General features: G+C 47.3%; 21 protein-coding genes. 8 read left to right on the forward strand and 13 right to left on the reverse strand.

The window, feature by feature from the left end; translation table 11 throughout:
• The first annotated feature begins 28 nt into the window (after positions 1-28).
• The gene (locus tag JJU34_RS04575) at positions 29-544 is read left to right on the forward strand and encodes a hypothetical protein (protein WP_228691145.1); all 516 of its coding nucleotides are present in this window, start codon (positions 29-31) and stop codon (positions 542-544) included.
• A 362-nt stretch (positions 545-906) separates the two neighbouring features.
• Here the strand turns inward: JJU34_RS04575 and JJU34_RS04580 are convergent, their stop codons facing one another.
• The 4 genes from JJU34_RS04580 to JJU34_RS04595 form a co-directional block, all read right to left on the reverse strand.
• The gene (locus JJU34_RS04580; protein ID WP_228691146.1) at positions 907-1857 is read right to left on the reverse strand and encodes a DUF4625 domain-containing protein; all 951 of its coding nucleotides are present in this window, start codon (positions 1855-1857) and stop codon (positions 907-909) included.
• Between the two features lie 106 nt (positions 1858-1963).
• Entirely contained in the window at positions 1964-4327 is a 2364-nt protein-coding gene (locus JJU34_RS04585) for a TonB-dependent receptor (RefSeq protein WP_228691147.1), read from the reverse strand.
• Between the two features lie 107 nt (positions 4328-4434).
• Positions 4435-4659, reverse strand: coding sequence for a DUF3820 family protein (locus JJU34_RS04590; protein WP_228691148.1), 225 nt, complete (start codon positions 4657-4659; stop codon positions 4435-4437).
• Positions 4660-4781: 122 nt separating this feature from the next.
• Entirely contained in the window at positions 4782-5213 is a 432-nt protein-coding gene (locus tag JJU34_RS04595) for a hypothetical protein (protein WP_228691149.1), read from the reverse strand.
• Between the two features lie 197 nt (positions 5214-5410).
• Here JJU34_RS04595 and JJU34_RS04600 point away from each other — a divergent pair, with 197 nt between their 5' ends.
• Complete coding sequence (locus JJU34_RS04600; RefSeq protein WP_228691150.1) at positions 5411-6688, forward strand: MFS transporter; 1278 nt, start codon at positions 5411-5413, stop codon at positions 6686-6688.
• Between the two features lie 86 nt (positions 6689-6774).
• On the forward strand, positions 6775-6996 hold the full coding sequence (locus JJU34_RS04605) for a hypothetical protein (protein ID WP_228691151.1): 222 nt from the start codon (positions 6775-6777) through the stop codon (positions 6994-6996).
• A 22-nt stretch (positions 6997-7018) separates the two neighbouring features.
• On the opposite strand, the gene JJU34_RS04610 is transcribed toward JJU34_RS04605, so the two are convergent.
• The 9 genes from JJU34_RS04610 to JJU34_RS04650 all read right to left on the reverse strand — a co-directional run bounded on the left by JJU34_RS04610 (position 7019) and on the right by JJU34_RS04650 (position 18861).
• A complete protein-coding gene (locus JJU34_RS04610; protein WP_228691152.1) occupies positions 7019-10138 on the reverse strand; it encodes a DUF5107 domain-containing protein in 3120 nt (1039 codons plus the stop codon).
• Positions 10139-10292: 154 nt separating this feature from the next.
• A complete protein-coding gene (gene argH / locus JJU34_RS04615) occupies positions 10293-11624 on the reverse strand; it encodes an argininosuccinate lyase (RefSeq protein ID WP_228691153.1) in 1332 nt (443 codons plus the stop codon).
• Positions 11625-11729: 105 nt separating this feature from the next.
• Positions 11730-12791 (reverse strand): M20 family metallo-hydrolase, encoded by a 1062-nt coding sequence (locus tag JJU34_RS04620; RefSeq protein ID WP_228691249.1) that lies wholly within the window; start codon positions 12789-12791, stop codon positions 11730-11732.
• A 28-nt stretch (positions 12792-12819) separates the two neighbouring features.
• On the reverse strand, positions 12820-13620 hold the full coding sequence (argB, locus tag JJU34_RS04625; protein WP_228691154.1) for an acetylglutamate kinase: 801 nt from the start codon (positions 13618-13620) through the stop codon (positions 12820-12822).
• Positions 13621-13634: 14 nt separating this feature from the next.
• Positions 13635-14579: an N-acetylornithine carbamoyltransferase gene (locus JJU34_RS04630; protein WP_228691155.1), complete on the reverse strand. Its 945-nt coding sequence runs from the start codon at positions 14577-14579 to the stop codon at positions 13635-13637.
• A gap of 17 nt (positions 14580-14596) precedes the next feature.
• Positions 14597-15739 (reverse strand): aminotransferase class III-fold pyridoxal phosphate-dependent enzyme, encoded by a 1143-nt coding sequence (locus tag JJU34_RS04635; protein WP_228691156.1) that lies wholly within the window; start codon positions 15737-15739, stop codon positions 14597-14599.
• A 211-nt stretch (positions 15740-15950) separates the two neighbouring features.
• Positions 15951-16922: an N-acetyl-gamma-glutamyl-phosphate reductase gene (gene argC / locus JJU34_RS04640; RefSeq protein WP_228691250.1), complete on the reverse strand. Its 972-nt coding sequence runs from the start codon at positions 16920-16922 to the stop codon at positions 15951-15953.
• A complete protein-coding gene (locus JJU34_RS04645) occupies positions 16909-18114 on the reverse strand; it encodes an argininosuccinate synthase domain-containing protein (protein ID WP_228691157.1) in 1206 nt (401 codons plus the stop codon). The genes argC and JJU34_RS04645 overlap by 14 nt, the downstream gene beginning before the upstream one ends.
• Positions 18115-18165: 51 nt before the next feature.
• Positions 18166-18861 carry a GNAT family N-acetyltransferase gene (locus JJU34_RS04650; protein WP_228691158.1) on the reverse strand — a complete coding sequence of 232 codons (696 nt, stop codon included), beginning with the start codon at positions 18859-18861 and terminating at the stop codon, positions 18166-18168.
• Between the two features lie 397 nt (positions 18862-19258).
• Between JJU34_RS04650 and JJU34_RS04655 the strand changes: the two genes are divergently transcribed.
• The 5 genes from JJU34_RS04655 to hisIE all read left to right on the forward strand — a co-directional run bounded on the left by JJU34_RS04655 (position 19259) and on the right by hisIE (position 22922).
• Positions 19259-20038, forward strand: a complete 780-nt coding sequence (locus JJU34_RS04655; protein ID WP_228691159.1) for a phenylalanine 4-monooxygenase — start codon at positions 19259-19261, stop codon at positions 20036-20038.
• Between the two features lie 112 nt (positions 20039-20150).
• The gene (hisH, locus tag JJU34_RS04660) at positions 20151-20735 is read left to right on the forward strand and encodes an imidazole glycerol phosphate synthase subunit HisH (RefSeq protein WP_228691160.1); all 585 of its coding nucleotides are present in this window, start codon (positions 20151-20153) and stop codon (positions 20733-20735) included.
• Positions 20735-21454, forward strand: coding sequence for a 1-(5-phosphoribosyl)-5-[(5-phosphoribosylamino)methylideneamino]imidazole-4-carboxamide isomerase (gene hisA / locus JJU34_RS04665; RefSeq protein ID WP_228691161.1), 720 nt, complete (start codon positions 20735-20737; stop codon positions 21452-21454). The genes hisH and hisA overlap by 1 nt, the downstream gene beginning before the upstream one ends.
• A gap of 23 nt (positions 21455-21477) precedes the next feature.
• The gene (gene hisF, locus JJU34_RS04670) at positions 21478-22233 is read left to right on the forward strand and encodes an imidazole glycerol phosphate synthase subunit HisF (RefSeq protein WP_228691162.1); all 756 of its coding nucleotides are present in this window, start codon (positions 21478-21480) and stop codon (positions 22231-22233) included.
• An 83-nt stretch (positions 22234-22316) separates the two neighbouring features.
• Positions 22317-22922 (forward strand): bifunctional phosphoribosyl-AMP cyclohydrolase/phosphoribosyl-ATP diphosphatase HisIE, encoded by a 606-nt coding sequence (gene hisIE / locus JJU34_RS04675; protein WP_228691251.1) that lies wholly within the window; start codon positions 22317-22319, stop codon positions 22920-22922.
• The last annotated feature ends 12 nt before the right edge of the window (positions 22923-22934 follow it).

The raw sequence follows: 22934 nt of genomic DNA on the forward strand, positions 1-22934 counted from the left end.
TCGTTTAGCAAAATAAATAACAAAAGCCATGCGACAAATTTCTTTATGGGTGGTGATAGCCTTATTCTTTGCGTCTTGTCAACAGGAGGAAGAAATCTATACCGCCAACAGTATTACCTATCAGCTTTTTCAATCCAGCGACTTTCCTTACGAAGGCACTGCCGTGGTTAAGGAAATGAAAAGCGGCGCATTGGAAATTTTACTGACCCTACGGGGTGCGGACAGCAGGGAGGCCTACTATTTCCCCAGTCACCTGCATTTTGGTAGCTACGAGGAGGCAGATGCGGCCATTGCGGTAACATTGAATCCGGTAGACATCCGTTCTCTTCAAAGTAGGACCGTGCTGGGTACTCTGTCTGACGGCAACACCCTTCGATTTGAGGATTTTAAAAGTTTTGATGGACATATCAAGATACACTTGGCGGAAGATGGTCCTGACTACTCGGTGATCTTGGCCACCGGAAATATAGGCAAAAATCCCAATTCCGCTGAACTCTTCCACAGAGAGAGTGTAGCTATCTGTACACCTTACTTTCCACATTAAACGGTATTTGGTCAAATCTTCCTCACAAGATCAAAACTTTTTTGTTTAACCATAGTTGTATTTGTATTAAACAATATAGCTATGGACACGATACGGAAATATGGGCTGCTTTTTGGTTGTTTTTTTTTAATCAACCAAGAAATGGCAGACCTTTCTGCGCAACCAAATGCCTTGCCTAAGGTAGATTATATGGACGCTGTGGAGTTTATAGTTAGAGACTATAGTGTGTTCAATTCGAGAGTCAGTGGAGTATCAAACGAAAAATTACCCCTGTTTCCCCACACTCGGTTTTTTTTGAACAAGCAATAGAAAAAAATGCCTCCAAACGTTCGTCCGGAGGCATTGATAGCAATTGACATTTTTTAGTGAGCGTGCACTTCAAATACGTATCTTGATATATTCCCGGACACATCTTCTACCCAGATAATTAGATCCAAATGATCCTCCCCGTCGGGGACCATGATGGCATCATCTCCACTGAGTAATTCAGCTAAGTCAATTTCACTGCTATGTGGTAACTCAGGTCCAGAAAAGCCCTGTCTCCAAGTAGATGTTCCCCACATGCGCTCGTAAAACTCACCTGTCATTACCCGTGCATGGGCGTGGCCGTCATGGTCGTGGTCATCGTCCTCTTCTGCCAGCCTAACCCAAACAAACTTTAGATCGGAGCTAAGTTCGTGGGAGGTTTTTCGAATGACACCCTCCACTTCTAGAGGTTCTCCATGTTCTCCCTCCAGTTCACCATCGTGCAGATTTGTGACATTTACCTCCGGGGCGTAGGGAGTGCGAATATAGAAAGTAGCCAAATAGTTGGACCCATCGCCAAAGCTGGTTTGATTGCCATGTATATCAATGGCCTGAATGCTGAAATCATAGGGACCCGCCAATACATTTCCATTTACCCGGGAATTATTGCCTCCCCAATAGATATCCGTTCCTGTACCGTCCACGCTGACCCTTGTGGCGCCTTGTGGGAAGCGAAATGTAGGATTACTAGCATCCGGCGAGTAAATATCGTCTACGTCTAAGGGCTCAAATCCTGTCATGATCCTGCCGTGGCTATGTCCGTCGAAGGAGTTGTGCACATCTACCCGAATCTGGGCAATACCGGAAGGATCCTCCACAGAAAAGCGAACGTGCATGTGGTCAGTGGTTGCCGCCCGGGTTTCACCATGTACTGGTCTGATTTCGTCCCGTCCATCGGCAGCGCCGATAACTGGAGCGGTGAGGTCTCTCATTTGGTCGTCATCGGTTTCACATGCGATCAGGCAAAGAGAAACTCCCAAAACCAAGAAGCTGAATCCTTTTTTCATGATAATTATGGTTAGATTAAACAAGGTTGCAAATGCAAATATGTTGCAAGTATAATACTTGCACATGAATCCCGCAAGAAAATTAACAGGATCTCTGCTTATTTTATTATTTTAGTTGAATTGGTATTTTAAGGCTTAGGGATATGTTTCTTCCCTGCTCGGGCAGATTTAGTAGTCTATATCGGCTCAAGTGATTAAAATAGAAGGTGTTGGTCAGATTTTGACCACTAATCTGAAACTTTAAGGGTTGATTACGAAGGCGCAATTCCCAACCTAATCCTGCCTCCAGAAGATCATAGCCCTCTGTAAAGCGTTCGTTGCGATCGGTACGGGATTGATCGGCTGCATGACGGTATTCCGCATAGGTATACAGATTGCTAAAAGCTTTTGTGGAGACTGGTAGGGCATAGTGTAAGCCTGTCAACACACTGAATGGGGGAGTCAGAGGCAGAGGTAAGCGGGTGTCCAAATTGAAATTATATACGTACTCTGCTGCAAGGGTGAGGGATAGGCCACTTCCTATCACCCATTCCGTTTTCACCTCTCCACCCGTAAATACCGCGTTGTTTTGCCGGTACTCCCACACGGTGCTTGCGCCTGGGATGGTGGAAAACCGGCCCGTTGGAGACAAGTAGATATAGCCGTCGTAATAACCCCAAAAGGGACTTATTCCCAACAGAAAATTCTTTTTTGAATAGCTGTAATTCAAATCGGCTTGGTAGTTCCTTTCCGGATGTAAGCCGGCGTTTCCAACTTCGTGCCGGAAGTTACCATGGTGAATGCCGTTGGTAGATAGTTCAATCGGTGTCGGCATTCGAAAGCTGCTACCTACATTTAGCTTCAAATTGTGATGCTCCCAGAATTTCCACGAAAGGCCAGAAGACCCGCTTAGGTTGAAGAAGGTGCGGTCGATGTCTGGGTTTCGCTGTTCGTATTCTCCCGTAGGCCGTAGACGTTCGTAGATGGGCTGAAGGTGCTCCTGTATCTGATGGGTGGCGGCATCTGCGCGGATTCCGGCATTGATAATTAGGTCTTTCTTCCAACGGTACTCGTGGAAGTAATAGGCGCCTCCCTGCGTGCTCGTAAAATCCGGCAACAAAAACTCAAAGCCTGTATGCCGGTTTTGCATATGCTGGGCCTGAAAGCCCACGATGGTTTGGTGGTTACCATTGAGCTGCCGATTGTAACGCACATTGCCGGTAAATGTATCCAAAAACAGTCCAAGCGCTAGGTTTCCGTCGGGTGTAGGACCCACCCCATGTGCATGCGGAAGGGATTCTTCTTTTCGGTGGTTTGCTTGGTAGCCCAAGTCAATCTCCAGCCAGTTCTTTTTATGTTGAATGGTGGTATTGCTGATGATCTTTAAGTGGGTGTTGTTCTGCTTCGGGTAGTCCACAATCCCGTGATCGCCATCATGCCGTAGGCTGTATGCCGTGGGAATACCTACTGCACCGGTAAATATGCCGGCCTGCTGATTGAAGCGGCTAATGGTTAGGGTGGATTTTCCCCAATCCCTGCGAATCCCCGCAGAGACAGAGAAATGGCGCTCCCGCCCCGCGGTATTTTTCAAGCGCTCTTCGTGGATAGGAAGCACGAAACCCGCGTAAGTGAACTGGCTGGCTGGAACCCGGTAGTTTTGATAATCTTGGGCGGTGAACCTTGCTTTAAATACAACGTCCTTTTCGTTCCCCTCCATCATAGCCGTGTTACCAATCATGTGATTATTGGAGCGGTAGGTGCTGATCAGGTGCCCCTGTAGCGTGCCAGGATCGGGTGTAGCTCCCGGCGCGATGTTGATGACTCCCGCCATGCCATCTGACCCATAAACCAATGAGGCTGGCCCTTTGATGATCTCCACCCTGTCCACGTCAAAGGGATCGATCTCCAAGCCATGATCTGCACCCCACTGCTGTCCTTCTTGTTTGATACCACGGTCGTTAATCATTATGCGGTTGAAGCTCATGCCCCGAATAACGGGCTTACTGATTCCCACACCGGTGTTGATGGTGCTGATACCTGGTAATTTTTCGAGGGCATTGGCGAAGGTACCGGTATTGTTCCTTTCTATAAAGTCCCGGTCTATCACATCAATAGTTTGGGATTGCTCAATGGGACCATTTTTGAATGGGTTCGCTTCTACGGTCAGTGCCTGTAAAGTCAGCGAAGACTCTGGCATGACAATGTGCAAGGAGACATCCCCGTCGTTTAGACGGACCGTCAGCGTTTGGGCCTTATACCCCAGGTGGGTGAAATGAAAGTGGTAGGTGCCGGATCTGAGGTTTTGGATAGAAAAATAACCGTCCAAATCTGCGAAGGTACCCTTTCCTAGTTCGTGGATGTGTATATGGGCGAGTAAAGGTTCCCCGGATTCCCCGAATACCTTTCCGCTTACGCTGTGGATTTGCTGAGCCTGAACGAGTTGCTTAAGCGTTATGAAGAAAATAAATAGGAGTATGATGCGTAGCTTCACCGAAATTGTCACTTTTTGCAATATAGTGTCAAATGCAAAGGTATTGCATCTTTTCGGCAATTGCAACGCGTGCGGATGGTTCTCGGCGATTTACTTACGCGTTCTTTTTAGCTTGCACGGTGGATTCGCTTGATTTCATCGATTAGATGGGTCAACCCATTCAGCTGAATTTCATACATGGTTTCCAACCATAGCCCAAGTTTTCCCTCCGGGAACCCCTGACTTCGAAACCAAACCAAATAATGCTCCGGTAGGTCGCAGATCAGCCTGTTTTTGTACTTCCCGAAGGGCATTTTTTTTGTGACCAAATCAATGAGTAGGTGTTTATCCATGGGTAGGAAGAAAAAATGTTTTGGGGAGGAAATTTGAGCAAACGTATCTTAACAAATCCAAAGAGGCCCGCAAGGAATTAATTCCCGCAGGCCTGTCTCAAATAGCTTTATTGGGAAATGGTCTAGTTAAACCAAGCACCCCATGGAATGCGACTTAGTATTAAAACAAGCCCCACTCCGTAGAACATGTAGATGCTTCTAAACCGGTTGCGGCTGTCGGTGAGTTTTTTGGCTCTACTGTATCCAACGGTGATGACGGCCACTGCAATAATATTGATTAGGGGGTGCTCCACCGCATACAACCTACTCGCTGCATCAGACATCGCTGCTGCGCTCAAATTGGCAAGTCCTAATGGACTTACGAAATAAAGTATGATTCCCACCAAAAACTGAACATGAATAGGAATCAAACCGAAGAGGGCAAACTTCCGGTCTTTGTCGGTAAACGCTCTTCCACTAAAGGCACCAATCATGCCGTAAACGAAGCTGATAATCAGTCCGAGGAGTGCCAGGTATGCGAGAAATGAATGTAGATGCTGTAATCCAGTAGCCATAGTATGTCGATAGATGTTTTAGCTAAGTAACTAAAAATTCCCGAAATTTTGTTGCTTTTGAGTCTTTTAATGGTCGAAAAACGAATAAATTATTAAGCCTCAAAGGGGATTTTTTTACATTTGTTTTTGGGTTTGGCGATAAGGATTTTTTTTGGGCCTAGATCGAGAGGAGCCTTGGTCTATAATTTAATTTGCATATGGGATACTTTGAGTTCGTACGGTCCAATTTTAGGCTTCTTTCCTTCGGGATTGTGATGACCTATTTATCCGGATACGGACAGACTTATTTGTTGGCCATTTACATCCCGTTTTTGATGGAAGAATTTTCCATGCAAAATGCACGTATCAGTATTTATTACATGGTCGCCACCATTGCCAGTGCATTGCTGCTTCCCCGTGTCGGCAAGCTCATTGATCAAGTGAAATTGACAAACTACACACTGGTATCCACTGCCGTGTTTGTGGTTTCCATGGTTGCCATGAGCTTTGTACAGCATGGGTACTTATTACCGTTTGTTTTTTTTGGGCTTCGCATCGCCGGTCAGGGGCTTTTTAGTCATATATCCATGACTAGCATGTCCAAGTATTTTGACAAGGGAAGGGGAAAGGCCATTAGTTTGGCTTCTTTGGGTCACCCTTTGGGACAGGCCTTACTTCCTATCACCGTGGTTTGGATTATTGGGTTTTTCGGCTGGCGGGGCTCTTTGTTGGTTAATGCGGCTTTGGTGATCATTATCATTCCCTTGTTGTTGTACTTTTTACTAGATGATCGCAAGCTCGTTGTGGCTGGGCCGCCTGAGGGGCAAATACTCAAGGCAACAGACAAGGTATCCACCTGGGATATTATGAAAACCAAGGCATTCCTTCTGCTTGCCCCCAATTTATTTGCGCTGGCATTTATCATTACCGGGCTGTTTTTTTACCAGTTTTCCATTGCCGATCACAAGGGATGGACCATCCAATGGATGGCGTTGGGATTGACGTTTTATGCGATCGCCGGTTCGATAGCTATCCTATTTGCTGGGCCGCTTATCGACAAGTATACCGCGAGGCGTTTTTTTCCTTTTTACTTGATACCCTTTTTAGTTGCGGTTTTCTTCATTTGGTTGATTGATAACCCTTGGGTGATTTTCCCTTACATGGTTCTCATGGGTGTATCCGCAGGCACGGGGAATGCCATCATGTCCGCCCTTCAGGTAGAGCTGTTTGGTGCGGCTCAGATCGGTAAGGTTAGGAGTATTTTTACCTCGGTGATGGTGCTAAGTTCCGCGGTGGGGCCGGCAGTGTATGGAGTGATTGTGGATGCTGGCTATGGATTCGATCTGATTTTTCTGATATCGATCGGTATGATGTTGGCTGTGACGATCCAATCATTCAGGATTATTCCTTCATATACCTATGCAAAAATGAAATATAGGTTTAAAAAACGACACCGGCGGTTTGATTTTTTCAATGTGTTTAATCTAAAACATTGATATTGATCAATTTATTCAAAATTTGAGAAAACTTGGGTTTGTGTTTCTAGACACACTTCCTATCTTTGTTCCAGAAGCACTTACCTATGGAAATCCTTGTATCCCTGCTTATTTTTACCTTTTCGTACAGCTTGGCATTCCTGTCTCTATTTCCATTAAAGGCGTTTAAGCGGGTACCACCCCTCCCTAGACAAGTCAAAAGGTATGTTTATCAAGATTACGACCTCACCTGGCCATATTTTATTTCTTTTCTGGCAGGGTACCTTCTGGCATTTGGGATGGTGTACCTGATATGGGATTCGATCTGATCTTCATTCAAATTACTGCAGGTCAGCGGTCCACTTCCAATAGCTTTTTCACCAACTGTGTTTCTCGATTTTCATTTACAGTTTGTCCTTCAATTCTTCCCGAAAGTATTCCGAGGGTTTCCACAGCTTTTTGATTGGAGGAGTTCCTTACTTCTTCCCAGATGTGGTCCGCTTCTTGTTGGCGGTTTAGGCGTTCCAGAGCTCGTATCACTAGGGCGGTTTGAGGCCGAAGCAAGCGTCTAGGTTGATCGGTATGTGCTTCCTCAATGACCTGTTCCAATCGCTCGCGGTAGGCTTTCTGCTTACCACCCGCTTTGGCAATCAGGGCAAAAAGGTAGTTTTGTAGGGTTTCGTCGGTTTGAAACGGCTTGCCTACTCCCAGGTTTTCCGGCCAATCCAAGGATTTAGTTACTTTGGCGGTTGCGTCTCGTAATCGTTTGTTTTCCAGGTCTAGAAGCGCAGCGTTTAGGTAGACGTTTTCAAATATCACCCGTCCTTCACCTGCGCCCTCATAGGGAAGCACGTGAATGGTTTCCAGCCCCTTCATGGCTTTATCAAACTCGCCCAGGTTGGTCCATGCCCGTATCAGGTCCAGTTCCAGCATGTAATTACCGGGAAACGCAGCCACGGCACGCTCCAATAGTTCGCGTTGTTGGGTATGGTCTCCATTGGATTCGTGGACCTTTGCTAAATGAAAATGGCTGCGCCATTGTTCCGGATCCATTTTCAGTGCCGTTTGCAAATCTTCTATTGGATTATACCCAGCTTCCTCTTTTAGAAGAGCAGCCCGGTTTAGGTAAAAAGTTGCCTCATCTGGATCGCTGCCTAGCTGGGTAAGCAGTTGCACTGCCGCTGAGTCGCGACCCAGTGCCATGCCATTCAGGGCCAGGTAGTAGGTAGTTTTCCAGTGTGGTTTTTGATCGGTTGCCCATTGAAGCATTTTAAAGGTTTCCTTTCGGAAGGGGAAGACAAAGTCAATGGGTTTGGTTAGAAAAGCATTCAGGTGGCTATTGTTACCTTGATCCAAATAGGCCAGCCAAAGGTGTACCAGGGAATGGGTGGGGGAGGCTTTCAGCACGGCGATTGCATCGTTGATTTGCCCGTATTTGAGGTAGACCGAGGCGATTTCCAAGTAGGTCTGGAAGGGAAACTCGTTCCGTATGCCCGTGTCAAAAGTGCTCAGGTTCATTTTGGGTGTTTTCAGCAGATACTGTTCAAATCTGCCAACGTGGTTAAGCGGGTCTATCTCCAGTAATTTTTCTAGCCAATGGGAAGCTTGTTCCGGTTTGTCCTGCAAACGGGATACAACGGCAAGTAGTTGGTAGGCCATCACTTGGTGTCTGTCGTAGTCCAAGGCCCTGCTGGCGTAGGTTTGTACCTTTTCAAGGTCTCCCTGGGCCACATATATTTCCGCCATAGCCGTATAGGCACCGGAGCGAAACTCCATGGAACGGGCGGCCCATCCATAGGCCTCTAAAGCGTCCACCGACTGCCCTTTTTCCCGGTAAATACTTCCCGCCACAAAGTTTGCTTGAGGATCATAGAAGTCTGTCGAAAGTGCCAGGAGAATATGCGAAAGCGCCTTGGAGTGGTTGGCGTACCGGAATTCCAACTCTGCCAAGTCGATTCGGGCACGTTGGTGACCGGGATCTAGAGAAAGACAGGCTTCGTAGTGCTTTCGGGCATCCCGGTAGTTGCGGCTGTTGTATTCCTGCCTGCCTTGGTAATAGAGATCGTCTGCCTCGGACAACGTAGGTGCAAGTTCCGCACCGAAGGGACGGCTGAGGCGGTTTGGATCCGATGCGTACCATTGATATAGGATTTTATTTTCAAGTCTGATTTCCAACTTTTCCATGTCCCCTTTGGAGGTTAATGTATGCTTGATTACGTCCATAGGGCGCGCATTTAAGGGAAGAGATCCTTTGTGCTGCCCGTCTATCCAGAATTGCATTTCGCCTTCCAAAGCCTGAAAAGGATTGAAGTGGACGTTGATTTGGCCGTTCTCTTGTTGTACGAAAAAAACACCGTATGCCGATACGTCACTGATACCGCCGATTGCCTTCACAGGAAACCAGTAATCGGTCCATCGGTCTAGGCTATAGGGGGTAAAACCCGCCTTGCTTAGTGGTGTAGGGGTATTTCGGGAGGGAGAAAACTGGTTTAGCATACGACCCGCCTGAAATTCCATGTATTGACCGTCTTCATCAGTTAGAAGGTCTTCCCAAATTCCTCCGGAACGTGACAGGGCCCAAAGCCAAAGTTTTTTGCCGGGCATTTCTTCGTAGCTGGAAAAATGACCAAAGCCTACTCCCTTTTGGTGAAAGTAACCGCCGAAGTAGTTCTGGAAGGAACCCGCCATATGGTGTGATTTGCTGGAACCAAAATTATTTTCTTTGTATAGAGCGGTATTCCTACCTTCCTGCATGGGCCAGTCCATCAGACTGCCACTGTGCTGTAACGCAATATGGCCTGGATAGAAAAACTCTTGGTCGTCACCCACGTGGGCGGCAGCGGTCATCCAATTGTAATAGGGTTGACGTAAGGGTTCCGGGTTGTACCATAGGCCCTCGGTTTCGAAATATGCTTTATCTTTTGGTAGGTTTATTTTTACCCTCCATTGGGTGCGTGAGGGTAGGTCCATGGTTCCCACCACACAAGTCACGCTGCCGTCGGCATTTTCAAAACAGGTATAATCTACAGGTGAAGCCGTGCTAGGCGCGTGTCCGATAATTCCGAAGTTGAATTCAATTCCTCCCGAAGTCCATGGTCCCCGCATGGCGATGTTACGGAATTTAACCACCCCGTTTTCATAGATAAAATCAAAGCCGGTAGACTTTTCCCTTGCACCCCAAACCCGTCCGCCAATTTCAGGCAGAATGCTTATGCTGAGGTAATCGTTTTCCATCCGGATTACTTGCCACTCCTTTTCCACAGGGTCCACGCTGTATCCTTCAAACCGATGGTAGGGGTAGATATCGGACTTGTAGGCAAAAGCTGGAATGGGAGTTGGATCTCCAAAAGGGTAGGTTTTGAATGTCTCTTTGCCTTCGGATACCGTTGCCTGTTGCCCTAGTCCAACCTGGGAAAAGAGTATAAGCGCCATCCCGAAAAGGAAAAGCGTAGCTTTTGGTTGTGCCTTCAAGTTGTATGTGTTTTGGGTGAGGGAATCAACTTCTGTTTGGTAAATATAACCCATTTGCCGATATTTTACGCAACCAAGTATCAGAGGGCAAGTAAAAAAATGGCCGTAGGGAGCGGCTGCGCCCTACGGATGCTGTTCGTGTAACGGAGGTCGACTACTTCAGCAGTGCGCTCTGAGATCGGTCTATTTCTTCAAAATTGAACGAACGGAGCGCGCCCTGCATCTTGGCGCGAATCTGATCCAAGCAAAGGTTGCCAATGCTTCCCTCATGCGTGTGGTTTACTTCCGTGGCCGGATCAAATTTGCCGGCTTCAATGTCCAGCCCTACTTTTCTGTAGGCGTCCCGAAAGGGCATCCCCTCCAGAACCAGCTTGTTTACCTCCTCCACACTAAACAGGTAAGCGTAAAAGGGATCCTTGAGAAGGTCCTTTTTCACACGGATATGCTCCAGCATAAAAACGGCCATATCCAGACAATCTACTAGGGTTTCTAGATCCGGAAATACGGTTTCTTTCAGCAGTTGAAGATCCCGGTGGTACCCGGTGGTCATATTGGTAAGCTGCATCATCACGGCTTGTGGGCTCGACTGCAATTGATTGGTTTTTGCCCGTAGTAGCTCAAATACATCCGGGTTTTTTTTATGAGGCATGATACTGGATCCTGTGGTGAGTTCGTCCGGAAATCCGACGAAGCCAAAATGGGGATTCATGAACTGGATGATATCCGACGAGAGTTTGTTGAGGGTTCCGGCTATAGCAGCTACCGCAAAAGCAATAAATTTCTCTGTCTTGCCCCGGCTATTTTGGGCATTGATTACGTTGTAGTGCAGGTCAGCGAATCCAAGCAACTGAGTGGTAAGGGTTCGATTTAAGGGAAATGAAGATCCGTACCCTGCGGCAGAACCTAAAGGATTTTGGTTTACCAACGAAAAAGCCGCATTCCAGAGTTGTATATCTTCCACCAGTGACTCAGCCAACCCACTAAACCACAGACCAAATGACGAAGGCATGGCCAGTTGAGTATGGGTATAGCCAGGCATCAAGTCATCGCGATGTTTGTCAGCCAATGTCATCAGACAATTGAATAAACCTTCGGTGCGCTCCAAGATTTCGCGGATTCGGTGACGGTAGTACAGTTTGAGATCTACCAAGACCTGATCGTTTCTAGATCTTCCGCTGTGCAGTTTTTTTCCTACGTCCCCATACCGATGGGTCAGGAGGAATTCCACCTGACTGTGTACGTCTTCCACCCCTTCGTCGATACGGAAGGTTCCAGCTTCAATTTCCTGCCAGATTTCTTGTAGACCTTTTTGCAGTGTTTTCAGTTCCTCCGCCGTTAGCAATCCGATGCTTTCCAACATCTCGGCATGTGCCAGTGATCCCAAAACGTCAAATGGAGCCAACAGAATATCAAATTCAGGGTCACGTCCTATGGTAAACCGTTCTACTTCTTTTTTACTAGAGGTGTTTTTTTGCCAGAGTTTCATCCGTCTATTGTTTTTTTATTGGCCAGAGTGCCGGTAGGCAGGCTCGGTTTCAGGTGAATGGGTTCGTAGATAAGCGATTGGTTACTTGCTCTTTAGGGTGTTGGTTTATACGGTACGCATATAAACGTTCAGTAGCTCAACATACAAATCGATTCCTTTTTCTATTTCATCCAAATAGATGAATTCATCCGGTGTATGGGATCGGGCAGAGTCCCCAGGTCCGATTTTTACAGAAGGGTAGGGAATCAGCGCTTGATCAGAAAGGGTAGGGCTTCCGTATTTGGAAATCCCCATTTCATCGGCCACTTGGATAATTCGATGAGCTGGGTCAATATGCGAGGAGTTTAGTCTCAGTGATCTTGGCTCCAGTTTTGCGCCCAGTGCAGCTTTCAGCTCAGTCAATACTTCCTGCAAGGTATATGCATCCGTTACCCGAACATCGAGGGTATAGGTACAGGTGTCAGGCACCACATTGTGCTGTGAGCCAGCCTGTATGACGGTAGCGGTGACTTTGGTATTTCCAAGATAAGGAGATACCCGTTCGAAACGGTAATCACGAATCTTCAACAGATCGTCCAAAGCGAGGTAGAGCGCATTGATGCCTTCCTCTCGCGCGGCATGTCCTGCTTTTCCTGTCACGGTAGCATCAATCACCACCAATCCTTTTTCTGCAACCGCCATCTGCAACAGGGTGGGCTCTCCCACAATCGCCAGTTCAAGTGTTGGAAGTGCCGGAATTAGTCGTTCCATGCCGTTTTTCCCACTGATTTCCTCTTCAGCAGTGGCTGCAAAGATCAAGTTATAAGGGAGGGATCGTTCGTAAAAATGAACAAATGCCGCCATGAGACTGACCAGACAGCCGCCAGCATCGTTGCTGCCCAGGCCATACAGCTTGCCCTCCGATACCTCTGCTTTAAAGGGATCACGGGTATATCCCTGATTGGGTCTTACGGTATCGTGATGTGAATTAAGCAGCAAGCAGGGAAGAGTGGGATCAAACTGCTTATTTTTGGCCCAAACGTTGTTTTCCAACCGATGCCAAGTAATTTGCTTGCTGTCCAGATAGTTTGATATCAGATCAGCGGTATTTGCCTCTTCGCGGCTAAATGAGGGCGTTTCTATCAGCTGCTTGAGTAGGGAAATGGCTTCGGTTTTGAGGGTGTCCAAGGTCTCTAAAGGTTCGTTTTCAGTGGGTTTAATACAGATCGTATTTTTGGCTTCGGATAATTGTACCGGCATTTTTACCTTTGGCAGCAAGCTGTAGGTTTTCCGGCAGGCCCATCCACACATTGGCAACCCCCTGATGCAGGGCAGCAAAGGCATTTTCCAATTTTGGGATCATGCCGCTGTGGATGACGTTTTCCCGCTGCAGTTCTTCGTAAATGTCTTCGTTGATGAGCGGAATCAAGCTGTCTTCTTTCTTTTCGTCCATCAACACTCCGGCACGGTCAAAACAAAAATACAGGTTTACCGTGTGGTTTTTGGCCAGCGAGGTAGCAATGCTGGAAGCAATGGTGTCTGCATTGGTGTTTAACAGTTGGCCTTTCTTGTCGTGGGTAATGGCGCAAATGACCGGTGCAACCTTTTGTTCCGTGAGTGCAGTGAGCAAGTGGGTGTTCACTTCCACCACATCACCCACAAATCCATAGTCGACTTTACCGACAGGCCGCTTGACAGACCGTATCACATTGCCATCTGCACCGGTCATACCGATTGCGTTTTGCCCGTAGGCTTGCAGTTGGGCCACTAGTTGTTTGTTGATCAGGCCAGCATATACCATCGTGACCACCTCCAGGGTTTTTTCGTCGGTGATGCGGCGGCCTTCTACCATTTGGGGTGTGATACCAAGTGACTTGCCGATTCGGGAAGCCAATACACCGCCGCCGTGTACCAGTATTTTATATCCGGGAAAGCCGGCAAAGGCCTTTAGGAATTCGATGGCTTTTTCGGGGTGGTCAATGACGTTGCCCCCGATTTTGATAACACTGATTTCCATGGCGCTTGTTTGGGTTAGGATATGATGCGGTTCAACACGGCCTGTGCCGCATAAATCCGGTTAGTTGCTTGTTCCTGCACAAGACTTCGTGGACTATCGAGAATTTCGTCCGATAGCTCCAAGTTCCTCCTTACTGGCAGGCAGTGCATTACCTTGGCGTGTGGACTATTTTTAAGTTTTTCTTCAGTGAGGAGCCAAGGCTGGTCCACATGGATGATTTTGCCGTATTCGTGAAAGGCACTCCAGTTCTTTACATACACAAAGTCCGCATCTGCCAGCGCTTCGTCCTGGTCGTGGGTGATGTGAGCTCCCCTGGTAAACCGCTCATCCAGCTCATAGCCCTCGGGATGCGCAATGGTAAGATCGTGCCCGCATCCGAGCGACCATTCGGCAAAGGAATTGGCTACGGCATGGGGGATGGCTTTGATGTGGGGTGCCCAAGTAAGAACTACCTTGGGTTTCGGCTTTTTCGGCAGGTGCTCCTGTATGGTTACCATATCCGCCAGGCTCTGAAGAGGATGTCTTATGGCACTTTCTAGGCTCACCACGGGGAGCTTTGCGTATTTGATAAACTGTTTAAGTGTAAAATCATCCGAATCTTCCCCTTTGTTGGTGAGAGAGGGGAATGCGCGAATGGCCAGCATGTCAAAGTAACTACCCAAAACAGCGGCGGCATCCTTGATATGCTCTACAGTGTTTTTATTCATCAAAGCGCCGTCCTGCATCTCAAGTGCCCAACTTTCTTTATCCATGTTCAGGACAATGCTTTCAATGCCTAGGTTGGAGGCTGCGATTTGGGTGCTGACGCGGGTTCGTAAACTGGGGTTTAAAAAAATCAAACCCAAACGCTTACCCTGTCCCATGGCTTGATTGATTCTCGGGTTTTCTTTGAATTTCAGCGCTTGCTCAATAAGTGCTTTGGCGGTGGTTTGATCTTCAAATTGTGTAAAATGCTTCATTTGCTCTGGTTTCTTGGTCAGGCTTCGGTTAAGGTTAAAACGGTTTGTAAACTTTCTAGGAATAAATGTAACGCTTCTCGCTCAATAGATAAAGGTGGAAGCAGTCTTATCGTGTTTTTTCCTGCGGAGCTGCCGGTGAATATCCGGAATTTATGTACCAAGTCGCTTCTCACCGGACCGGCTTCGCGATCCAGATCCAGTCCGATCATCAGGCCTTTGCCACGGACATCTGTGATTCCTTCCTGTGATTTCAGTTGACTCATCAACCAATCTCCCTGAAGCGAGGCATTTTCCATTAGGTTTTCTGATTCGATAACTTCCAAAACGGACAGACCAGCGGCACAGGACAGGTGGTTCCCTCCGAAGGTGGTTCCTAACAGGCCATAGGAGGCCTTGATTTCGGGGTGTATCAATACCCCGCCAATGGGAAATCCGTTTCCCATTCCCTTCGCCACCGTGATTAGGTCGGGTTGTAGGCCCTCCACCCATTGGTGTGCAAAGAATTTTCCGGTTCTCCCGAATCCCGATTGCACTTCATCGAGGATCAGCTTGGCCTGGTAGCGCTTGGCCAGATTGCTCAATTCCGAGACAAATGTGCCCTCTGGTACCCGAATGCCATTCACGCCCTGTATGCCTTCGATGATGATTCCGGCGATTTGGCCCCGCTGTAATGCCATTTCTACCCCTTCCAGATCGCCAAAGCTTAAAAAGTGTACCTTGTGGTGACTGTTAAAGGGCGCGACGATTTTGGGATTGTCTGTAATGGCAACCACACCGGAAGTACGGCCATGAAAGGCGCCTTTGAACGCGATAAATGTATCCTTTCCCGTTTCAAAAGAAGCCAACTTCAACGCATTCTCGTTTGCTTCCGCACCGGAGTTGCAAAGAAACAGTTCGTACTCTGCATAGCCTGAAAGCCTGCCGAGTTTTTCGGCATATTCTTTCTGAATGGGGATTTTTACCGAATTGGAGTAAAAGGCGATGTCATTTAACTGCTCGGTGATGCGCTTCACGTAGTGGGGATGCGTATGACCAATGGAAATCACCGCATGACCACCGTACAGATCCAAATATTGATTTCCTGCTTCATCCCATATGGTCGCTCCTAATGCTCTGGTCGGAGTAACGTCAATTAAAGGGTAAACGTCAAATAGTTTCATCTGTTTATTTTTTGTTTTTCAAAGGTCAGATGGAATCTCGCATGTTTGCCCCGATAGCCATCGGGGCATTCCAGTGTGTGACGGCTAGGTCATGCTCGATTTCATGTGTCTATAATTGTTTTTCAGCGGTCAAATGGAATCCCTGCCTACCCCGATAGCCATCGGGGCATCCCAGTGTATGACGACTACGTCATGCTCGATTTTATATCTCTTAGAACGCAATACTTTTAAGTGTAAGCCCTGCCTTTTCGTCCAGTCCAAATGCGAGGTTGAGGTTTTGAACAGCCTGTCCAGAGGCACCTTTGAGTAGGTTGTCAATGGAAGAATAAATGATCAGTTGTCCGGCCTCCTGCTTTAGGTGAATCAAACATTTGTTGGTGTTTACGGCTTGTTTCATGTCAATGTCCCGTCTGGATACGTGCGTAAACGGCGCATCTTGGTAGAAGCTTTCATACGTGTTGTAGGCCTCATCCAAGCTTCCTTCGTAAGCGAAGTACGCTGTAACCCAAATGCCCCGGCTGAAATTTCCCCTGTATGGGACAAACAACAGCTCGTTGGTAGCTGTTTGATTTAATTGTCCAAAGGTTTGTTTAATTTCCTTTAGATGTTGATGGGTAAACAATTTATAGACCGAAACGTTGCTCGTCCGTTGGCTGAAGTGGGTTGTTTCGCTGAGTTTCTTACCAGCTCCTGTACTCCCAGTGATCCCGGTGATGTGAAGGGGATGGTTTTTGGTCAAGCCAGCGGCGATTGCAGGGGCCAATGCCAGTTGAATCCCGGTGGCAAAGCATCCAGGGTTTGCGATTTTCTTTGCACCCTGTATCTTTGGCCGATTTACCTCGGGCAACCCGTACACAAAGCCATTGGATTCGTTTCGAAAATCGGTACTAAGGTCTATGATTACCGTTTCTTCCGGAAAGGAATGGGAATCCAAAAAGGGTTTGGTCTCACCGTGGGGAAGACAAAGAAAAACTGCGTCCAGCCCGATCGTGCTTATCTGATCTGTAAAGGTAAGATCGGAGTCTCCGATCAGGTCAGGGTGAACTTCTTCCAGGCTTTTGCCTTTCTGACTGTTACTGTGTATATAGTGGATCTCAACCTGGGGATGGTGCAGCAGCAAACGGAGGAGCTCTCCTCCCGTATAGCCTGCGGCACCGATGACCGCAGTTTTAATTTTCATGATTGGCGGGGTTTTCGTTCACTTTATGGAAAATGGCGGTTTGATTTCCCAGTATTCGGGTAAATCCTTTTACGTCTTCCGCTGTATATCCCTTGTTCATCTCTCCGTAACTTCCAAATTTCGAGGACATGAGGTCGTGGGCCGATTCGATGCCGATCAACTGGAAACGGTAGGGGTGAAGCGCTACGGAGACTTTGCCGGTCACGTAAGTTTGTGTGTCGGTTAAAAAGGCCTCCAGATTGCGCATGATTGGGTCCAGGTAATGGCCCTCGTGCAGGTGATTTCCATAAAACTCAGCCAACTGGTTCTTCCAGAACATCTGCCATTTGGTCAGGGTGTGCTTCTCTAGCAATTGGTGGGATTTAATGATAATCAGCGGTGCTGCTGCCTCAAAACCCACTCTACCTTTGATACCGATAATGGTGTCTCCGACATGGATATCCCGTCCTATTCCATAGGGTGCCGCAAGATCCTGAACGTGCAAGATCGCATCCACCGGGTTGTCGTAATGTGTGCCGTCTACGCCGGTCAACTCTCCTTTTTCAAAGTGCAGCGTGATGGTTTTGGATTCATCCTTTCCCACTTGGGTTGGCCATGCAGATTCCGGTAGGTTTTGGTGAGAGGTCAGCGTTTCCTTACCTCCGACAGAGGTCCCCCATATTCCTTTGTTGATGGAGTAAGCTGCTTTTTCAAAATTCATGCTTACACCATGTTTTTTGAGGTAATCGATCTCCTCTTCACGGCTCAGCTTGAGATCCCGGATAGGGGTGATGATTTCCGCTTCCGGGAGGATGGTCTGAAATATCATATCAAATCGTACCTGATCGTTTCCAGCGCCAGTACTTCCGTGTGCCACAGCAGTTGCCCCAATAGACTTGGCATATTCTGCCAAGGATTTGGCCTGTAAAATCCGTTCTGCACTTACAGAAAGAGGATAGGTTTGGTTCTTGAGTACGTTGCCAAAAACCAAATATTTGATCACTTCTTCATAGTAGGTTTTGGTAACATCCAATACCGTGAAGGAGGCGACACCGAGCAGTTTTGCCCGCTCTTCTATTGTATTTAGCTCCTCTTCGCTAAAACCTCCGGTGTTTACTAATACAGCGTGTACTTCAAAGCCTTTGTCCTTGGTGAGGTGAAGCGCGCAAAAGGTGGTATCCAATCCCCCGCTGTATGCTAAAACGACTTTCTTCATGTTGTTAATTCGGTTTATTAGTTTCCTCTTGGAGGAAGTAAAACAAGTTGGTTATGCGTTAATCCCTTCGGTTTTTACTTGATGTTCCGATGATTTCCTGCGGCTGAATTTTAGAAATACGTGCTTTTTTATCTTCATCAATCGGATAAATAGTTTTACGTTTTTCTGAAAATCATCCCGTAGTTTCTTGATTTCGGATTTTTTTTCTGGTTTTGGCTCGTAAAGCATGCCTGTGCAAAGACAGTTTTGACGATTCTTACTCATCAAAATTTCGTAATTGACGCAGCTTTGGCATCCCTTCCAGAAATCCTCGTCGGTGGTGAGGTCTGAGTAGGACACCGGGATATAGCCCAGTTCGGAATTTATCTTCATAACTGCTGCGCCGGTGGTTAAGCCGAAAATCTTTGCATCCGGGTATTTGGTTCTGCTCAGCTTGAAGACTTCCCGTTTTATTTCCCGTGCCAATCCGCACTTTCTAAATTCCGGCGAAACAATCAAACCTGAGTTGGCCACGAATTTTCCGTGACTCCATGCCTCTATGTAGCAAAACCCTGCCCAAGTCCCGTCTTTGGCAAGTGCGATAACGGCTTTCCCTTCGGACATTTTGGTTTTGATGTATTCCGGAGACCTACGGGCAATTCCTGTACCCCTGGCCTGCGCTGACCTAGCCATCTCCTCGGTGATTATCTCCGCATAATGGTGATGCTGCTGTCCGGCGGGTTTAATGATGAATTTTTGGTTTGTCATTGGTCTAGTAAACGCTGTGGGAAACCCTCCTACCACCCTATGAACGACGTTATTCAAAGGATATCCCAGAATTAAATGATTGAAAGTGAGGAGAATCGAAGAAAGACATCCACGTAGGACGTCGAATTACCATGCAGGGACTATGCCCTAAACACAGACCTAAAAGTTTTCAATGGACAAAATAATACAAGGGTGTGCGACAAATTCATTGCCAAATTGCAATCGCTCGATATAGATCTTGTGCCCTTCATTTTTTAACCCTACAAATATTTAAACTTATCTGGAATAAAACAAATTTTAAGCCCATTTATTGGCTAAAACCACCTATGACCTCTTTCCGTTAGATATTGGCAATACCTGAGTACTCCGAGCTTAATTTGGAGATAAAAAGCGACTTATGAACTTGACCAAGCTATTAACAGACCCAAGATTGCCTCAAATGATCCAGCCTTATGACGCCTACACTGCGGATGACCGAAAGGTATGGAAGCTATTATTTGAGCGTCAGCATCAATTTCTCCTATGTCACGCCTGTGAGGAGTTTTTGGAGGGGTTGGAATCCATCGGTTTTTCTTCCGAGCGGATAGCCAACTTTGAGGATGTCAACCGACGACTCGAGGAAACTACGGGCTGGGCGGTGCAGGTAGTACCCGGCCTAGTAGATGAGGATCTCTTTTTCGGATTGCTGCGGCATAAACGATTTCCTTCCTCCACATGGCTTCGAAAACCAAATGAGTTGGATTACCTGCAGGAGCCGGATATGTTTCACGACGCCTTTGCCCATTTACCGCTGCTGACTAATCAATCCTATGTGAATTTTCTCGAGGAACTGGCAGCAATAGCGTTGGATTACGTAGACAATCCCCTAGCTATTGAGATGTTATCGCGCATTTACTGGTATACGATCGAGTTTGGACTGATTCGCAAACGTGGTGATCTAAAGGTGTACGGCGCCGGTATTCTCAGTTCTATAGGTGAAACCAAGTTTTCCCTGTCCGATGAACCCAGGCACATTGACTTTGACGTTTCTACCATTCTCAATACTCCATTTTGGAAAAATAAATTTCAGGATCGGTACTTTATCATCGATAGTTTCGAACAGTTATACGCCTCGATACCCGAAATCCGCGCGCAATTGGAGGAGATTCTCGCCAAACCGACCAATGACGAACTGTAGAAACCGGGGGAAATTAAGTTGTATTTTTGTCGGTGTGCAGCCGAAAAGCGCTAAATTAGCGCGCTGTAATGCGAGGTAGTGCCCGATTAGGTGCATTGCTGCCGATCTAACTATGAATGTAGCCATCATAAAATACAATGCAGGAAACGTACAGTCTGTCCTGTACGCCATGGAGCGGCTTGGTGCTGAAGCCGTATTAACGGACGATTGGGAGACCATCCAACAGGCCGATAAGGTGATTTTTCCAGGGCAGGGGGAGGCCAGTACTGCCATGGCCTATCTAAAAGCCCGGAAATTAGACCTACTGATAAAGGAACTCAAGCAACCATTTTTTGGTATCTGTCTGGGCCTACAGCTGTTATGTGATTATTCGGAGGAAAACGACACACCCTGTCTGGGGGTTTTTCCGGTGCAGGTCAAGCGTTTTCCCAACTGGGAAAAGGTCCCTCATATCGGATGGAACAGTTTGGAGAATCGCAGAAGCCCGCTCTTGGAAGGACTGGACGAACAGGCTTTTGCCTATTATGTCCATAGTTTCTATGCCGAATTGCACGAGGAATACACCATCGCTACCAGTCAGTATATGCTGGAATTCAGTGCGTTGCTTCATAAAGACAATTACTATGCGATGCAGGCTCACCCGGAAAAAAGCAGTGGCACCGGAGAAAAAATATTGACCAACTTTCTTAATCTGTAATGGAAATCATTCCCGCAATAGATACCATTGGCGGCAAATGTGTACGCCTGACCCAAGGGGACTATTCCCAGCAAAAATCCTATGCCGACGATCCAGTGGAAGTAGCCAAGCGCTTTGAAGGTGCTGGCATTCGCAGGCTTCATTTGGTGGACTTGGATGGGGCCAAAGCCAAAAAAATTATCAATGCGGCAGTCTTGCAACGGGTGGTGGCAGAAACCGACCTGATGGTGGATTTTGGCGGTGGGGTTCAGTCTGATGAGGATATATCCCTAGCATTCGAACTTGGGGCCCATCAGGTCACAGGAGGCAGCATAGCGGTGAAAAATCCAACGCTCTTTGACCGATGGCTGGAAAACTATTCCGGAGACAAAATTATCTTGGGGGCAGATGCCAAAAATCGAAAAATAGCTATCTCTGGTTGGCAGGAAACCACCGATCAGGAGGTCATCACCTTTATCAAAGCTTACCATTCAAAGGGTGTGAAATATGTGATATGTACCGATGTGGCTAAGGATGGACTTTTGCAGGGCCCTTCGTTGGAGCTTTACAGAGATATTCTGGAAGAAATTCCAGGGATCAAATTGATAGCCTCCGGTGGTGTTTCACAGATGGCCGATCTGGAAGCACTGGAAAAGCTGGGAGTGTATGGTGCCATTGTGGGTAAAGCCTACTACGAGGGAAAGGTCACCTTGGAGCAATTGGCCTCATTTGTCAACTAAGCCAAGGAAATAAACCTGACGCCATGCTAACGAAACGAATCATCCCCTGCCTCGATATCAAAGACGGACGAACCGTGAAGGGAGTCAACTTTCTGGACCTTCGGGATGCCGGTGATCCAGTAGAACTCGGCAAACTGTATGCGGACGAGGGTGCCGATGAACTGGTGTTTTTGGACATCACGGCTACCGTGGAGAAGCGGAAAACCTTGGTGGAACTCGTCACTCGGGTAGCGAAAAACATCAACATTCCCTTTACAGTGGGTGGAGGTATATCTACCGTGGAGGATGTCAAAGCGCTTCTAAATGCCGGTGCGGATAAGATCAGCATCAACTCATCAGCGGTAAAAAATCCCAGTGTAGTGGATGAGATGGCCAGAGAATTTGGCAGTCAGTGCATCGTGGTGGCCATAGATACCAAAAATATAGACGGGGTGGATCTGGTGCATACCCATGGGGGCAGAACACCCACCGCTATCGTGACGCAGTCTTGGGCCAGGGAAGTATGTGAAAGGGGTGCTGGGGAAATACTACTAACCTCCATGGACCACGATGGGGTGAAGACCGGTTTTGCAAACCGCATTACGGCGGAGATTTCCTCTAGCCTGAGTATACCCGTCATTGCTTCTGGAGGTGCAGGGCAGATGATTCACTTTGAAGAGGTCTTTACGGCTGGCAAAGCGGACGCAGCCCTGGCGGCTAGTATTTTCCATTTCAAGGAAATAGCCATTCCCGACTTAAAGAAATACCTGCACGATAGAGGAATTGTAGTGCGGATGTAGATCTGCTAGGACAATGTTTAGCAGGTGCCCACAAGGAGTATGCTAACTTACCGGTCATTTGCAAAAAATATCAATGAATGAAGATGGAGAATATTAGGTTAGATTTTGAAAAAACGGAAGGTCTTATTCCAGCTATCGTCCAGGACGCTGAAAGCAAGCAGGTACTGATGCTGGGTTATATGAATGAGGAGGCTTTGGAAAAAACCAAGTCAACAGGCCGGGTTACTTTTTTTAGCCGAAGCAAAGGAAGGCTTTGGACCAAAGGGGAGACTTCTGGAAACTTTTTGAACGTCAAGAAGGTGCTGGTAGATTGTGACCGGGATACGCTGCTTGTGTATGTGGATCCGGTGGGTCCTGTATGTCACACCGGTGCAGACACCTGTTTTGCCGAGGAAAACAGCTCTAAGACTTTTTTTATCGACACACTAAGGAAGACAATCAAAGATCGAAAGAATAACCCTTCGGACAGTTCTTATACAGCCTCTTTGTTTGCGAAAGGCATCAATAAGGTAGCCCAGAAAGTGGGAGAGGAAGCGGTGGAGATTGTGATTGAATCCAAGGACGATAATAAGGAGTTGTTCTTAGGCGAAGCCGCGGATTTGCTGTTTCACTACTTGGTATTATTGGAGGCCAAAGGCTATGAACTCGACGAGGTGATGGAGGTCTTGATGAGTAGACACAAAGGGTAAACTAAAATCACG

Source organism: Lunatimonas sp. (genome assembly GCF_020832325.1).
Classification (GTDB): Bacteria; Bacteroidota; Bacteroidia; order Cytophagales; family Cyclobacteriaceae; genus Lunatimonas.

Coding starts and splice junctions, on each gene's coding strand:
- JJU34_RS04575 (WP_228691145.1), top strand. CDS start 29: ATGCGACAAATTTCTTTATGGGTGGTGATAGCCTTATTCTTTGCGTCT.
- JJU34_RS04580 (WP_228691146.1), bottom strand. CDS start 1,857: ATGAAAAAAGGATTCAGCTTCTTGGTTTTGGGAGTTTCTCTTTGCCTG.
- JJU34_RS04590 (WP_228691148.1), bottom strand. CDS start 4,659: ATGGATAAACACCTACTCATTGATTTGGTCACAAAAAAAATGCCCTTC.
- JJU34_RS04595 (WP_228691149.1), bottom strand. CDS start 5,213: ATGGCTACTGGATTACAGCATCTACATTCATTTCTCGCATACCTGGCA.
- JJU34_RS04600 (WP_228691150.1), top strand. CDS start 5,411: ATGGGATACTTTGAGTTCGTACGGTCCAATTTTAGGCTTCTTTCCTTC.
- JJU34_RS04605 (WP_228691151.1), top strand. CDS start 6,775: ATGGAAATCCTTGTATCCCTGCTTATTTTTACCTTTTCGTACAGCTTG.
- argH (WP_228691153.1), bottom strand. CDS start 11,624: ATGAAACTCTGGCAAAAAAACACCTCTAGTAAAAAAGAAGTAGAACGG.
- argB (WP_228691154.1), bottom strand. CDS start 13,620: ATGGAAATCAGTGTTATCAAAATCGGGGGCAACGTCATTGACCACCCC.
- JJU34_RS04630 (WP_228691155.1), bottom strand. CDS start 14,579: ATGAAGCATTTTACACAATTTGAAGATCAAACCACCGCCAAAGCACTT.
- JJU34_RS04635 (WP_228691156.1), bottom strand. CDS start 15,739: ATGAAACTATTTGACGTTTACCCTTTAATTGACGTTACTCCGACCAGA.
- JJU34_RS04645 (WP_228691157.1), bottom strand. CDS start 18,114: ATGAAGAAAGTCGTTTTAGCATACAGCGGGGGATTGGATACCACCTTT.
- JJU34_RS04650 (WP_228691158.1), bottom strand. CDS start 18,861: ATGACAAACCAAAAATTCATCATTAAACCCGCCGGACAGCAGCATCAC.
- JJU34_RS04655 (WP_228691159.1), top strand. CDS start 19,259: ATGAACTTGACCAAGCTATTAACAGACCCAAGATTGCCTCAAATGATC.
- hisH (WP_228691160.1), top strand. CDS start 20,151: ATGAATGTAGCCATCATAAAATACAATGCAGGAAACGTACAGTCTGTC.
- hisA (WP_228691161.1), top strand. CDS start 20,735: ATGGAAATCATTCCCGCAATAGATACCATTGGCGGCAAATGTGTACGC.
- hisF (WP_228691162.1), top strand. CDS start 21,478: ATGCTAACGAAACGAATCATCCCCTGCCTCGATATCAAAGACGGACGA.
- hisIE (WP_228691251.1), top strand. CDS start 22,317: ATGGAGAATATTAGGTTAGATTTTGAAAAAACGGAAGGTCTTATTCCA.